The sequence below is a fragment of the Bradyrhizobium diazoefficiens genome, from assembly GCF_016612535.1.
In the GTDB taxonomy this organism is placed as follows: domain Bacteria; phylum Pseudomonadota; class Alphaproteobacteria; order Rhizobiales; family Xanthobacteraceae; genus Bradyrhizobium; species Bradyrhizobium diazoefficiens_C.
The window spans coordinates 1-13752 of sequence record NZ_JAENXS010000008.1; the positions used below are offsets into that span (position 1 = coordinate 1).

Below are 13752 nucleotides of genomic sequence, written 5' to 3' on the forward strand. Positions count from 1 at the left end.
GCCATTCCTCACGGAACCAGCCCATCATAGCCCGGCCCGCCAATACAAGGGTGGGTTTGGCGAAGACTCGTCGTCCGGTACTGCTATCGAGCCCTGCAGATAAATCACGCCGTATGGGTCCCGGCCTTCGCCGGGACGACACCAAGAGTGTGGCGGCGCTGCGTAAACCGAAGCCGAAGATACGCCTGCTAAACCGGTTTCCCCGCATACGGCATCGACGCCGTCAGTCCGCCGTCCACCGGGAACGCCTGGCCGTTCACATACGACGCCTCGTCGCTCGCCAGGAACAATCCCATCGCGGCGAGTTCGTGCGGCTGGCCGGGGCGCTTGAGCGGATTGAGCTGGCCGATCTTGTCGGCGGTGCCGCGTTCTTTCGCACGATCGAAGATCGGCTTGGTCATGCCGGTCTCGATCAGGCCGGGGCAGACTGCGTTGATGCGCACGCCGGTGCCGGTCAGCGAATAGGCGGTGGTCTGCACCAGCGAGATCACGCCGGCCTTGCTCGCCGCATAGGGGTGTCCGCTGGCGCCGGCCTTGAGGCCCGCGACCGACGCGGTCAGCACGATGGCGCCGGACTGCTGCTTCACCATGTGCGGCATCGCATGCTTCACCGCGAGGAACGGCCCGATCAGATTGACGCGCAAGACCTCCTGCCACTGCTCGACGGTCTGCTCGCCGAGCGGGACCAGTCCGCCGGAGACGCCGGCATTGGCCCAGATCACGTCGAGCCGGCCGTGCGTCTTCACCGCCTTGTCGATGACGGCCATGACGTCCTTCTCGGAGCCGGCATCGGCGATCATGGCCTCCGCGACGCCGCCGGCCTTCTTCACCTCCTCGACAGTCTCCTTCACCGCCTCGGTGCGATCGACCGCGATCAGTTTCGCGCCTTCCCTGGTGAACAGGAGCGCTGCCGCGCGACCGATGCCGCTGCCGGCGCCGGTGATGATGACGGATTTGCCTTGCAGACGGCCCATGCGTTTCTCCCTTTGGTTGGTCCGCAACGCTTGCCGCGCAACGGAATTTCAAACAGAATTTCAAACGGTAAAGTGTCTTGAGACACGTTCACACCTGACGTACAGCGACATCACACGGGATGGAAGGGTTTCGATGGCAGCCGCAGACAAGTCGAATGTGGTCACGACACGGTGGTGGTGGGTCCGTCACGCGCCGGTGCGCAATGACGGCGGCAACATCTACGGTCAGTCCGATCTCGCCTGCGACACCAGCGACGCCTACGTCTTCAATGCTGTTGCCAAGGTGCTGCCACGCAACGCGGTCTGGTATTCGAGCAATCTGATGCGCACGCACCAGACCGCGGAAGCGATCTGGGAGGCGGGCTATCCGCGGCCCGCGTCGATGACGTGGGAGGCGGATCTCGCCGAACAAAATCTCGGCCGCTGGCAGGGCATGAACCGCGCCGCCTTCATTGCGAGCCGCCCCGTGGGCGCGAGCTGGTTTGCCGATATCAACGAGCCGGCGCCTGGCGGCGAAAGTTTCATGGATCTCTACAACCGCACACGCCGTACCGTCGAGCGCATCAACAATGAAGCGGCCGGGCAGGACGTGATCGCTGTTGCCCATGGTGGCACCATCAAGGCGGCGATTGGCCTCGCACTCGACGGCCAGGTGGAGCGGGCGCTATCGTTCGACATCGACAATGTCTCGATCACGCGGCTCGATTATTTCGCAAGCCCCGAGCGCTCGATCTGGCGACTGCCGATGGTGAACCAGCAGCCGTGGATCGCCGATGACGCGCATGCGGAGATGCATCAGCCGGCCGGACCGGAAGTCAAGAAGCTCGCCTGAGCAATTGTACGATCGCACGGACCCGGCGTAAGCCTCACACCGATCAAAATCATACTCTGGGAGAGAAACATGACCTTGTTCGACATGAAGGGAAAAGTCGCCGTCATCACCGGCTCGACGCGCGGCATCGGGCTTGCGATCGCCGAGCGCATGGCCGAGCACGGCGCCAAGGTGGTGATCTCCTCGCGCAAGGCCGATGTCTGCGATGAGGTGGCGACGTCAATCAACGACAAGTTCGGCAACGGCACAGCGGTGGCGATCGCCGCCAACATCTCGTCGAAGGAGAATCTGCAAAACCTGATCGACGAGAGCAACCGCGCCTTCGGCAAGATCGACGTGCTGGTCTGCAACGCGGCATCGAACCCGTATTACGGTCCGCTCGCCGGCATTTCCGACGATCAGTTCCGCAAAATTCTCGACAACAACATCGTCGCCAACAACTGGCTGATCTCGATGGTGGTGCCGCAGATGATCGAGCGCAAGGACGGCTCAATCATCATCGTGTCCTCGATCGGCGGCCTGAAGGGGTCGACCATCCTGGGTGCCTACGCAATCTCGAAAGCCGCCGACATGCAACTCGCGCGCAACCTCGCGTGCGAATACGGCAAGCACAACATTCGCGTGAATTGCATCGCGCCCGGACTGATCAAGACCGACTTTGCCAAGGCGCTGTGGGACAATCCGGAGAATTTGAAAGCCTCGACCGCGCGCTCGCCGCTGCTCCGCATCGGCATCCCCGACGAGATCGCGGGTGCCGCCGTGTTCCTGGGATCGAGGGCCGGCGACTTCATGACCGGTCAGACCATGGTGATCGACGGCGGCGCGACGATTAGCTGATCTGGCGTGTCCCGGACGCGGTGCATTGCGTCGCGTCCGGGCGCGCAAGCTCAATCGACCGCCGCGTAAACCAGATCCCGCACCAGTGTCCGCGTAAAATCGCGCTGTCCCGGGCCCTGGCTCATGAACACGACGAACATATCCTCCTTCGGATCGATCCAGAAGAACGTCCCCGCAATGCCGCTCCAGAAATACTGGCCGACGCTGCCGGGGAAGGGCGCGATGCCGGTGTCGCGGCGCACGGCGAAGCCGAGGCCAAAGCCGTGGCCGGGCGACAGCAGCGTGCCATTGGTCACGACGTGCGGCCCGAGATGATCGGAGGCCATCAGCTCCAGCGTCTTGCGGCCGATGATCCTGTTGCCGTCGAGCGTGCCGCCGTTGCGCAGCATCAGCGCGAAGCGGGCATAGTCCATCGTGGTTGAGACCAGACCGCCACCACCGGACTCCATGATCGGCTGCTCGAGCATGTTGAAGAGCGCAACCTTGTCGCCGGTCCAGGGATCGGCCGCGAACGGCTCGGTGAGGCGGGCGGCATTGGCCTCAGAGGTCGCGAAGCCGGTTTCGGTCATCTGCAAGGGCGCGAGGATGCGTTCGGTGAGGAAGGCGCCGAGCGATTTGCCGCTGATGATTTCGATGATGCGGCCGAGGATGTCGGTGGAGCGGCTGTAGTTGAACTCGTCGCCGGGGTGGCAGACCAGCGGGAAGCTCGCCACCAGCGCGGCGTGCTCGGCATTGGTGATCTTGCGGCTGCGGACGCGGGACTCCTGGTAGATCTTGTGCACGGGGCCGTCGCCCTGGTGCTCGTAAGTGAGACCCGAGGTGTGACGGAGCAGGTCCTGCACCGTCATCGGCCGCTTCGGTGGAACCAGTTCCAGTCTGCCCCCGCTGACTACGCCGACCTTCTGGTCGGCGAATTCCGGAATGAATTTGGCAACGGGATCGCCGAGGAGGAGGTGGCCGTCCTCGACCAACGTCATGATGCCGACCGAGACGATCGGCTTGGTCATCGAGAAGATCCGGAAGATCGAATCAAGCGCCATCGGCGCGGGGCCAGCCGGGCTCTGCTTGCCGAGCGCCTCGAACCAGCCGACCTGACCGCGGCGGGCCACCAGCACGGTCACACCGGGCACGGTTCCCTTGTCGATCTCGCGCCTGAACGCATCCGACATTGCCTGCAAGCGGGGCCGCGATAGCCCCAACGTCTCCGGCTCGGCCTCAGGCAAAGGCGGGGTTTTCGGCGCGATCGCGGCGTGAGAGGCGGCTGTGGCGGTCATGTTCACTCCCGGGGGCACATTATTATCGGGAACGAACTCTGGCCCAGAAGCAGCCGTACAAACAAGCGAAGCCAGCGCGCTTCACCCTTGCATTCCGGCCTTGCAATCCAGCCGTCCCCTGTGCTTGAAAGCGCCCCTGATCCGCGGCGACGCAGGGTCCGTAGGAGTGTAGCTCAATTGGTAGAGCACCGGTCTCCAAAACCGGGGGTCGCAGGTTCGAGCCCTGCCACTCCTGCCAGCTAATCCCAGACAATCAGGATTGAACGGTAGGACGGCGGCGGGCCGAAAGCTCGAATCGTGGTTCATGGGGATCGGCTAAGCCCTTGATCCCGATCGGGTCCACGGCAAGCGGCTGCGCACGTCCCGGCCCGCCACACCTTGACCTTTGGCCCCATCCGCAGTATCTACCCCCCACTCGCAGCCGGCCCGTTAGACGCGGATCTCCGGCGCGGCTTTGAAATCCCCGAACAATCGAGCCCGGTTTTCCGGCTCATCCTTCGAGACAGAGGGCTGGGCCAACGGCGGCTGTTCGGATCCCTGAAATTCATTCGCGTCTGTCAACGGACGTTGGACCTCAAACGATGGCAGTCAGCCCGTTCAAGTTCTTGCAGGAAGTGCGCTCGGAGACCAACAAGGTCACCTGGCCGACCCGTCGTGAGACCACGATCACCACCATAATGGTGTTCATCATGGTCGCCGTGGCCTCGATCTTCTTCTTCGCCGCCGACCAGATCATCCGTTACCTCATCACCTTCCTTTTGGGCATTCACTGATGGCAACAGCAGCCGCTGCAACCCAATCGACCGACAAGCGCTGGTACATCGTCCACGCCTATTCGAACTTCGAGAAGAAGGTCGCCGAATCCATCCGCGAGCAGGCCAAGCAGCGCGGGCTCGAAGAGCTGTTCGAGCTGGTGCTGGTTCCGACCGAGAAGGTCACTGAAGTGCGCCGCGGCCGCAAGATCGATGCCGAGCGCAAGTTCTTTCCGGGCTACGTGCTGGTGAAGATGAAGCTGACCGACGAGGCGTTCCATCTGATTAAGAACACGCCGAAAGTCACGGGCTTCCTCGGTGCGGAAAACAAGCCGATGCCGATTTCGGAAGCCGAGGCCATGCGGATTCTACACCAGGTGCAGGAGGGTGTGGAACGGCCGAAGGCGTCGGTGTCGTTCGAGATCGGCGAGAACGTGCGCGTGGCCGACGGTCCGTTCGCCTCGTTCTCGGGTGTGGTCGAGGAAATCGACGAGGCGCGCTCGCGCGTGAAGGTCGCGGTGTCGATCTTTGGTCGCGCCACGCCGGTCGAGTTGGAATTCGGTCAGGTCGAGAAGGTCTGATCGGGTAACGCGGGAAGCCGAAAGGCTTCGCGCAACAAGAGGCCGTGGGAGGGAGAGGGCGGTTGCCAGCCGCATCCGACCCAGACCACGAACCTGAAACCGCTGGCCCAGGCCGGCACAACAGGAGTGATACATGGCAAAGAAAGTGACCGGATACCTGAAGCTTCAGGTCCCGGCCGGTGCGGCGAATCCTTCGCCCCCGATCGGTCCCGCGCTTGGTCAGCGCGGTCTCAACATCATGGAGTTCTGCAAGGCGTTCAACGCCCAGACCCAGAAGGAAGAGAAGAACACCCCGATCCCCGTCGTGATCACGATCTACGCCGATCGTTCGTTCACGTTCGAGATGAAGACCCCTCCGATGTCCTTCTTCCTCAAGCAGGCTGCCAAAATCCAGTCCGGCTCGAAGGCGCCGGGCCGTGACAAGGCCGGTGCGGTGACACGCGCGCAGGTGCGCGAGATCGCCGAGAAGAAGATGAAGGATCTGAATTGCGACACCATCGAATCGGCCATGAAGATGGTCGAGGGCTCTGCCCGTTCGATGGGTCTGGAAGTGGCGGGGTAAGGGCTCATGGCAATCGGAAAGCGTTTGAACAAAGCCCGCGAAGGTGTTGACCGCGAAAAGCTTTACCCGCTCGCGGACGCCATCAAGATGGTCAAGGAACGCGCGAAAGCGAAGTTCGACGAGACCATCGAGGTCGCGATCAATCTCGGCGTCGATCCGCGTCACGCCGACCAGATGGTCCGCGGCGTCGTAACCCTGCCGAACGGCACCGGCCGTACGCTCCGCGTCGGCGTGTTTGCCCGCGGCGCCAAGGCCGATGAGGCCAAGGCCGCCGGTGCCGACGTCGTCGGTGCCGAAGACCTGGTCGAGAAGGTGCAGAACGGCTCGATCGATTTCGACCGTTGTATCGCCACCCCCGACATGATGCCGCTGGTCGGCCGCCTCGGTAAGGTGCTCGGCCCGCGCGGCCTGATGCCGAACCCGAAGATCGGCACCGTGACCATGGACGTCACCGGTGCGGTGAAGGGGGCCAAGGGCGGCTCGGTCGAGTTCCGCGTCGAGAAGGCCGGCATTCTGCAGGCCGGCGTCGGCAAGGCCTCGTTCTCCGAGGAGAAGCTGGTCGAGAACATCAAGGCGCTCGCGGATGCGGTCTCGAAGGCCAAGCCCGCCGGCTCCAAGGGCACCTACATCCAGCGCGTTGCGGTGTCCTCGACGATGGGCCCGGGCGTGAAGGTCGAGCCGGGCACCATTCTCGGCTAAGGTCTGCCTCGGTGAGAGGTTTGGAAATTGCATGAGGCGAGGGGCGGAATTGGGCAACCGATTCCGCCCCTCGTCGTTTGTGGGCGACACTCGCCGGAAATAAGAACAATGGCTGACAAGGTCCTGATCTACTCGCGCTTTCCCAAGACGATGATGGCGCGCTTCGCCGAACGGTTCGAGCTGCTCGACACCGGTGGCAAGCCGGCGCGGGAGGTGTTTCCGGCGGACGAGCTCGGCGGCATCCGCGCGATCCTCACCGCGGGCGGCACGCCGCTGGGCGCCGAAGCGATGGACCTGTTTCCAAAACTCGGCGCGATCGTCTGCTACGGCACGGGCTACGACGGTGTCGACCTGAAGGTCGCCGCCACACGCAACATCGCGGTCGGCCACAGCCCGGGCGCCAATGCGGCCTCGGTCGCCGACATCGCGATGACCCTGATGCTGGCGACGACGCGGCGGATCCTGATCGCCGACCAATATGTCCGCAGCGGCGACTGGGCGGCGTCAAAACAGTCGCCAATGATGCGCCCTCGGGCCGGCATGTCCGGTCGCCGCATTGGCATCTACGGCATGGGCGAGATCGGCCGCAAGATCGCTGCACGCTGCGCCGCGTTCGAGGCCGACGTGGGCTATTACAGCCGTACTCGGCGCGACGTGCCGCCCTATCAGTATTTCCAGTCGCTGGAAGCGCTCGCCGACTGGTGCAGCGTGCTGATGATCGCGGTCCGGGCAGGGGCCGAGACCCAGCACGCCGTCAACGCCGATATCCTGAAGCGCCTTGGTGAAGACGGTTATGTCGTCAACATCTCCCGCGGCTCGGTGATCGACGAGAAGGCCCTGGTCGCGGCCCTGACCGACAAGATCATCGCCGGCGCCGGCCTCGACGTCTTCGAGAAGGAGCCGCACGCCCCCGACGGGCTGACGGCGCTCCCCAATGTCGTGTTCGCCCCCCATCTCGGCGGCCACACCCTCGAATCGCACGCCGCCATGCAGAACTGCGTGCTGGCCAACCTGAGCGCGTTTTTCGAGGGCAAGCCGCTGCCTTACGGGGTCAAGTCGGCCTGAATCGGCCATTGCCAGGCCGGGTCAAGCCCGGCCGGCAACGGTTTGGAACTGGTGTGAATTTTGCTCTTGGCAAGCAGGCAGAGAGCGGTTAAAGAAGCGCTTCCGGACGTGCCGGCCTTGGCTGGCGCGTCTGTGCGCGCATTCCGAAAACCCGACGCGACAGGAGATCATTCCTTTTCAGGACGTCCGTAAGGATTTGCCCGAAAAGGAAGGAAAATCCATCGGTTGGTGGGATGCGGGCAGAGGTCAGGCGGTTCGCCGGCTGGCCTTGTCCTGTCCAAGACTGCAGGCGCCCGCGGGAAGTTTCGATTTCTCAACGGCTTAATCGCATGGCCTGCATAGACGGGTGAAGACCGGATTTCACGTCGCATTCCACTCCTTAGGGTGGTTGCGAAACGGGTCTGGTTCGGACCTCGACACGCCGTGGGCTCTGATGGGCTCCCGGAGGGCAGGCTTTGAATTGTCGTCTTGCCCGGCGTGTCCGATGGGGTTTGACCCTGAGGTTCAGGTTTGGGCGGGACGATGGGTGCAACCCGGCGGTCCCGCTTTTTGCGATGACCGCCAACCGGAAAGAGCTTGCTGTGGAACGAGCGGCAAAAAAAGAGGCGGTCGAACAGCTCAATGGGGTCTTCAAGACCACGAGCGTCGCGGTCGTTGCTCAATATTCCGGCCTGACCGTTGCCCAGATGCAGAAGCTGCGCATGCAGATGAAGCAGGCTGGTGCCTCGGTGAAGGTCTCGAAGAACCGTCTCGCCAAAATTGCTCTTGAAGGCACTGACGTCGTTGCCATCGGCCCCATGCTGAAGGGACCGACCGTGATCGCCACTTCGAACGATCCGGTAGCGGCGCCAAAGGTCGCCGTCGAATTCGCCAAGGCGAACGAAAAGTTCGTCATCATTGGCGGATCGATGGGTACGACCGTCCTGAATGTCGACGGTGTGAAGGCGCTTGCCTCGCTGCCGTCGCTTGACGAACTGCGCGCCAAGATCGTCGGCCTCCTCGTGGCCCCGGCGACCAAGCTGGCTCAGCTCGCCAACGCGCCCGCGGGCAAGCTCGCGCGCGTCATCCAGGCTTATGCCTCAAAGAGCGAAGCGGCCTGACGCCCTTCGCAAAACTCAAACCCGAACCAGACTTACATTCAAGGAAACTGAACAATGGCTGACTTGCAGAAGATCGTTGACGACCTTTCGAGCCTCACCGTGCTCGAAGCTGCTGAGCTCGCGAAGCTCCTCGAAGAAAAGTGGGGCGTCTCGGCCGCCGCGGCTGTGGCTGTGGCCGGCCCCGCCGCTGCTGCCGCTGCTCCGGCTGAAGAGAAGACCGAGTTCACGGTCGTTCTGGCCGCCGCCGGCGAAAAGAAGATCGAGGTCATCAAGGAAGTCCGCGCCATCACTGGCCTGGGCCTGAAGGAAGCAAAGGACCTCGTCGAGGGCGCGCCGAAGCCTGTCAAGGAAGGTGTGAACAAGGACGAGGCCGAAAAGCTCAAGGTCCAGCTGGAGAAGGCTGGCGCCAAGGTCGAGCTCAAGTAAGCAACGCTTACTGGCGAGGTCCCGGGCAAGCGTCACGCGAAATCCGGGATCTTGGTCCGCCTCGCAAAGGGGTGGGGCCAGATGCAAAAGGCGTGCGACGGATCGTCCCGACGCAGGCCGAACACGAAAAAGTGTGGGGATTTGAGGGTTTACCCCTCGAATCTCCACTATTGTCGCCCCATATCGGTTCGGCAGCACGAAAGCGCGGTGGGCAGGGATGCCGGATTTCCCTGTAAGCCGTTGGGAGAGCAAGCTATTTCGGGCTTTTGCAGTCCGTGAAGACGATCGTTGTGACGGGCGGGCGTGCCTATGCGCCCCGCGCGTCGTTTTGCGTTTTGAAGGTCTGAAGAACAGATTCGGGCATGACGGCCTGAAACTGGATTTTCGGTCCCCAAGACGGGTTCGAAAAATTCAACCCGGGGAGCGGCGGTAGCCGCGTCCTGGACGGCGCGCCCAGAGCGGGCGACGAAATGAGAGGCCACAATGGCGCAGCAGACATTCACCGGTCGCAAACGCGTTCGCAAGTTCTTCGGACACATCAAGGAAGTCGCCGAGATGCCGAACCTCATCGAGGTTCAGAAGGCGTCCTATGACCAGTTCCTGATGGTCGATGAACCCGCCGGCGGGCGCCTCGACGAGGGCCTGCAGGCCGTGTTCCGTTCGGTGTTCCCGATCTCTGACTTTTCGGGCACCTCGATGCTGGAATTCGTCCGCTACGAGTTCGAGCAGCCGAAGTATGACGTCGACGAGTGTCGCCAGCGCGGCATGACCTTCGCGGCCCCCCTCAAGGTGACGCTGCGCCTCATCGTGTTCGATATCGACGAGGAAACCGGCGCGAAGTCGGTCAAGGACATCAAGGAGCAGGACGTCTACATGGGCGACATCCCGCTCATGACGATGAACGGCACCTTCATCGTCAACGGCACCGAGCGCGTTATCGTCTCGCAGATGCACCGTTCGCCGGGTGTGTTCTTCGACCACGACAAGGGCAAGACCCATTCCTCGGGCAAGCTGCTGTTCGCTGCCCGCGTGATCCCGTATCGCGGTTCCTGGCTCGACATCGAGTTCGACGCCAAGGATATCGTCTATGCGCGTATCGACCGTCGCCGCAAGATTCCGGTGACGTCGCTGATGTTCGCGCTCGGCCTCGACGGCGAGGCGATCCTATCCACCTTCTACAAGAAGATCCTTTACAAGCGGACCAAGGAAGGCTGGCGCGTTCCGTTCGACGCCAACCGCTTCCGCGGCTACTCGACCATCAACGATCTGATCGACGCCGACACCGGCAAAGTCGTGCTCGAAGCCGGTAAGAAGCTCACCGTGCGCGGTGCGCGTCAGATGCAGGAGAAGGGCCTGAAGGCGCTGCGCCTCTCGGATGAGGAGCTCGTCGGCAACTATCTCGCAGAGGATCTCGTCAACCCGAAGACCGGTGAGATCCACGCCGAAGCCGGTGAAGAGATCACCGACAAGTCGATGAAGGCACTCAACGAGCACGGCTATAAGGAGTTGCCGCTGCTCGACATCGACCACGTCAATGTCGGCGCCTACATCCGCAACACGCTCTCGGCCGACAAGAACATGACGCGTGAGGACGCGCTGTTCGACATCTACCGCGTGATGCGCCCGGGCGAGCCGCCGACGCTGGATTCGGCGCAGGCGATGTTCCAGTCGCTGTTCTTCGACGCCGAGCGTTACGACCTCTCCGCGGTCGGCCGCGTCAAGATGAACATGCGCCTCGACCTCGATGCGCCCGACACCCAGCGCACGCTGCGCAAGGAAGACATCCTCTGCGTCATCAAGACGCTGGTGGATTTGCGCGACGGCAAGGGCGAGATCGACGACATCGATCATCTCGGCAACCGCCGTGTGCGTTCGGTCGGCGAGCTCATGGAGAACCAGTACCGCATCGGCCTGCTGCGCATGGAGCGCGCGATCAAGGAGCGTATGTCCTCGGTCGACATCGACACGGTCATGCCGCAGGACCTGATCAATGCGAAGCCGGCGGCTGCCGCCGTGCGCGAGTTCTTTGGCTCCTCGCAGCTCTCGCAGTTCATGGACCAGACCAACCCGCTGTCGGAGATCACCCACAAGCGCCGCCTGTCGGCGCTTGGACCGGGCGGTCTGACCCGCGAGCGCGCCGGCTTCGAGGTGCGCGACGTGCATCCGACGCATTACGGCCGCATCTGCCCGATCGAGACGCCGGAAGGTCCGAACATCGGCCTGATCAACTCGCTCGCCACCTTCGCGCGCGTGAATAAGTACGGCTTCGTCGAGACGCCGTATCGCAAGGTCAAGGACGGTCGCGTCACCGACGAGGTCGTGTACCTCTCGGCGATGGAGGAAGGCCGCTATTCGGTCGCTCAGGCCAACGTGCCCATCGACGCCAAGGGTCGCTTCACCGAAGACCTGGTGGTCTGTCGCGCGAGCGGCACCCGCGACGTCGTGCCGTTGTCGCCGGACAAGGTCGACTACATGGACGTGTCGCCGAAGCAGCTCGTTTCGGTTGCCGCGGCGCTGATCCCGTTCCTCGAGAACGACGACGCCAACCGCGCGCTGATGGGCTCGAACATGCAGCGCCAGGCGGTGCCGCTGGTTCGCGCCGAGGCGCCGTTCGTCGGCACCGGCATGGAAGGCGTGGTTGCGCGTGACTCGGGTGCCGCGATCGCGGCACGCCGTTCGGGCGTGATCGATCAGATCGACGCGACCCGCGTCGTCATTCGCGCCACCGAAGATCTCGATCCGACCAAGTCGGGCGTCGATATCTATCGTCTGATGAAGTACCAGCGTTCCAACCAGTCGACCTGCATCAACCAGCGTCCGCTGGTGAAGGTCGGCGACATCGTCAAGAAGGGCGACATCATCGCTGACGGTCCGTCGACCGATCTCGGTGAGCTCGCGCTCGGCCGTAACGTGCTGGTCGCGTTCATGCCGTGGAACGGCTACAACTTCGAAGACTCGATCCTGCTCTCCGAGCGGATTGTGAAGGAAGACGTCTTCACCTCGATCCATATCGAGGAGTTCGAGGTGATGGCCCGTGACACCAAGCTCGGACCTGAGGAAATCACCCGCGACATTCCGAACGTCTCGGAAGAAGCGCTGAAGAACCTCGACGAAGCCGGTATCGTCTACATCGGCGCGGAAGTGCGCGCCGGCGACATCCTGGTCGGCAAGATCACGCCGAAGGGCGAAAGCCCGATGACGCCGGAAGAAAAGCTTCTGCGCGCCATCTTCGGCGAAAAGGCCTCCGACGTTCGCGACACCTCGCTGCGCGTTCCCCCGGGCGTGCAGGGCACCATCGTCGAAGTCCGTGTGTTCAACCGTCACGGCGTCGACAAGGACGAGCGTGCGCTGGCGATCGAGCGGGAAGAGATCGAGCGTCTGGCCAAGGACCGCGACGACGAGCAGGCGATCCTGGACCGCAACGTCTACAACCGTCTTGCCGAGCTCCTCGAGGGGCGGCAGGGCATTGCCGGTCCGAAGGGCTTCAAGAAGGACACTAAGATCACCCGTGCGGTGCTCGAGGAGTACCCGAAGTCGCAGTGGTGGCTGTTCGCTTCGCCGAACGACAAGCTGATGGCCGAGATCGAGGCCATGCGGAAGCAGTACGACGAATCGAAGAAGGGGCTCGAGCAGCGCTTCCTCGACAAGGTCGAAAAGCTTCAGCGCGGCGACGAATTGCCGCCCGGCGTGATGAAGATGGTCAAGGTCTTCGTCGCGGTGAAGCGCAAGATCCAGCCCGGCGACAAGATGGCCGGCCGCCACGGCAACAAGGGCGTGGTGTCGAAGATCGTGCCGATCGAGGACATGCCGTTCCTCGAAGACGGTACGCATGCCGATATCGTGCTCAATCCGCTCGGCGTGCCCTCGCGCATGAACGTCGGGCAGATCCTCGAAACCCATCTCGGCTGGGCCTGCGCCGGCCTCGGCAAGCGTATCGGCCAGACGGTCGATGCCTATTTGTCGAAGCAGGACATCAAGCCGCTGAAGGAAACCTTGAAGAAGGTCTACGGCGAGGACGAGACGATCAAGACGCTCAACGACAACGAGCTGCTTGAACTCGGCCATAACCTGAGCCGCGGCGTGCCGATCGCGACGCCGGTGTTCGACGGTGCCAAGGAAGCCGACATCGAGGAGATGCTGAAGCTTGCCGGTCTCGACGCTTCGGGTCAGTCGACCGTCTATGACGGCCGCACCGGCGATGCCTTCGACCGCAAGGTGACGGTAGGCTACATCTATATGCTCAAGCTGCACCATCTCGTCGACGACAAGATCCATGCGCGTTCGATCGGTCCGTACTCGCTCGTCACCCAGCAGCCGCTGGGCGGCAAGGCGCAGTTCGGCGGCCAGCGTTTCGGCGAAATGGAGGTGTGGGCGCTCGAAGCTTACGGCGCGGCCTACACGCTCCAGGAAATGCTGACCGTGAAGTCGGACGACGTCGCCGGCCGTACCAAGGTGTACGAGGCGATCGTGCGTGGCGACGACACCTTCGAGGCCGGTATCCCGGAATCATTCAACGTGCTGGTCAAGGAAATGCGCTCGCTCGGCCTCAACGTCGACTTGCACAATTCGAAGGTCGGCCCCGGGACGGCGGAAGCGGCCGAGTAATACGACCTTTCATGCCCGGCCTTCGCGGCCGGGCATTGGCGCCCC

At 63.0% G+C, this 13752-nt stretch carries 12 protein-coding genes and 1 tRNA gene; 11 read left to right on the plus strand and 2 right to left on the minus strand.

Translation table 11 applies throughout. The annotated features are described in order from the left end of the window. Window positions 1-188: 188 nt before the first annotated feature. Window positions 189-974: an SDR family NAD(P)-dependent oxidoreductase gene (locus tag JJE66_RS37355; protein ID WP_200520794.1), complete on the minus strand. Its 786-nt coding sequence runs from the start codon at window positions 972-974 to the stop codon at window positions 189-191. A 133-nt stretch (window positions 975-1107) separates the two neighbouring features. On the opposite strand from JJE66_RS37355, the gene JJE66_RS37360 reads away from it, so the two are divergent. Together JJE66_RS37360 and JJE66_RS37365 are read left to right on the plus strand one after the other, a co-directional pair. After that, window positions 1108-1806 carry a histidine phosphatase family protein gene (locus JJE66_RS37360; RefSeq protein WP_200520795.1) on the plus strand — a complete coding sequence of 233 codons (699 nt, stop codon included), beginning with the start codon at window positions 1108-1110 and terminating at the stop codon, window positions 1804-1806. Between the two features lie 69 nt (window positions 1807-1875). Continuing rightward, window positions 1876-2643: an SDR family NAD(P)-dependent oxidoreductase gene (locus tag JJE66_RS37365; RefSeq protein WP_200520796.1), complete on the plus strand. Its 768-nt coding sequence runs from the start codon at window positions 1876-1878 to the stop codon at window positions 2641-2643. Window positions 2644-2693: 50 nt separating this feature from the next. On the opposite strand, the gene JJE66_RS37370 is transcribed toward JJE66_RS37365, so the two are convergent. Next, the gene (locus JJE66_RS37370) at window positions 2694-3917 is read right to left on the minus strand and encodes a serine hydrolase (RefSeq protein WP_200520797.1); all 1224 of its coding nucleotides are present in this window, start codon (window positions 3915-3917) and stop codon (window positions 2694-2696) included. 162 nt (window positions 3918-4079) lie between these two features. Between JJE66_RS37370 and JJE66_RS37375 the strand changes: the two genes are divergently transcribed. The 9 genes from JJE66_RS37375 to rpoB all read left to right on the plus strand — a co-directional run bounded on the left by JJE66_RS37375 (window position 4080) and on the right by rpoB (window position 13707). Further along, a tRNA-Trp gene (locus tag JJE66_RS37375) sits at window positions 4080-4155 on the plus strand. Between the two features lie 343 nt (window positions 4156-4498). Further along, on the plus strand, window positions 4499-4690 hold the full coding sequence (secE, locus tag JJE66_RS37380) for a preprotein translocase subunit SecE (RefSeq protein ID WP_200520798.1): 192 nt from the start codon (window positions 4499-4501) through the stop codon (window positions 4688-4690). Further along, the gene (nusG, locus tag JJE66_RS37385) at window positions 4690-5250 is read left to right on the plus strand and encodes a transcription termination/antitermination protein NusG (protein WP_129268045.1); all 561 of its coding nucleotides are present in this window, start codon (window positions 4690-4692) and stop codon (window positions 5248-5250) included. Before secE ends, nusG begins: the two co-directional genes overlap by 1 nt. Before the next feature lie 133 nt (window positions 5251-5383). Further along, entirely contained in the window at window positions 5384-5812 is a 429-nt protein-coding gene (gene rplK / locus JJE66_RS37390) for a 50S ribosomal protein L11 (protein ID WP_200520799.1), read from the plus strand. A 6-nt stretch (window positions 5813-5818) separates the two neighbouring features. Next, the gene (rplA, locus tag JJE66_RS37395; protein ID WP_014494487.1) at window positions 5819-6511 is read left to right on the plus strand and encodes a 50S ribosomal protein L1; all 693 of its coding nucleotides are present in this window, start codon (window positions 5819-5821) and stop codon (window positions 6509-6511) included. A 108-nt stretch (window positions 6512-6619) separates the two neighbouring features. After that, window positions 6620-7576 (plus strand): 2-hydroxyacid dehydrogenase, encoded by a 957-nt coding sequence (locus JJE66_RS37400; protein ID WP_200520800.1) that lies wholly within the window; start codon window positions 6620-6622, stop codon window positions 7574-7576. A 581-nt stretch (window positions 7577-8157) separates the two neighbouring features. Next, the gene (rplJ, locus tag JJE66_RS37405; protein ID WP_200520801.1) at window positions 8158-8676 is read left to right on the plus strand and encodes a 50S ribosomal protein L10; all 519 of its coding nucleotides are present in this window, start codon (window positions 8158-8160) and stop codon (window positions 8674-8676) included. 54 nt (window positions 8677-8730) lie between these two features. Then, on the plus strand, window positions 8731-9102 hold the full coding sequence (rplL, locus tag JJE66_RS37410) for a 50S ribosomal protein L7/L12 (protein ID WP_148750326.1): 372 nt from the start codon (window positions 8731-8733) through the stop codon (window positions 9100-9102). A 483-nt stretch (window positions 9103-9585) separates the two neighbouring features. Further along, window positions 9586-13707, plus strand: a complete 4122-nt coding sequence (gene rpoB / locus JJE66_RS37415) for a DNA-directed RNA polymerase subunit beta (RefSeq protein WP_200520802.1) — start codon at window positions 9586-9588, stop codon at window positions 13705-13707. The last annotated feature ends 45 nt before the right edge of the window (window positions 13708-13752 follow it).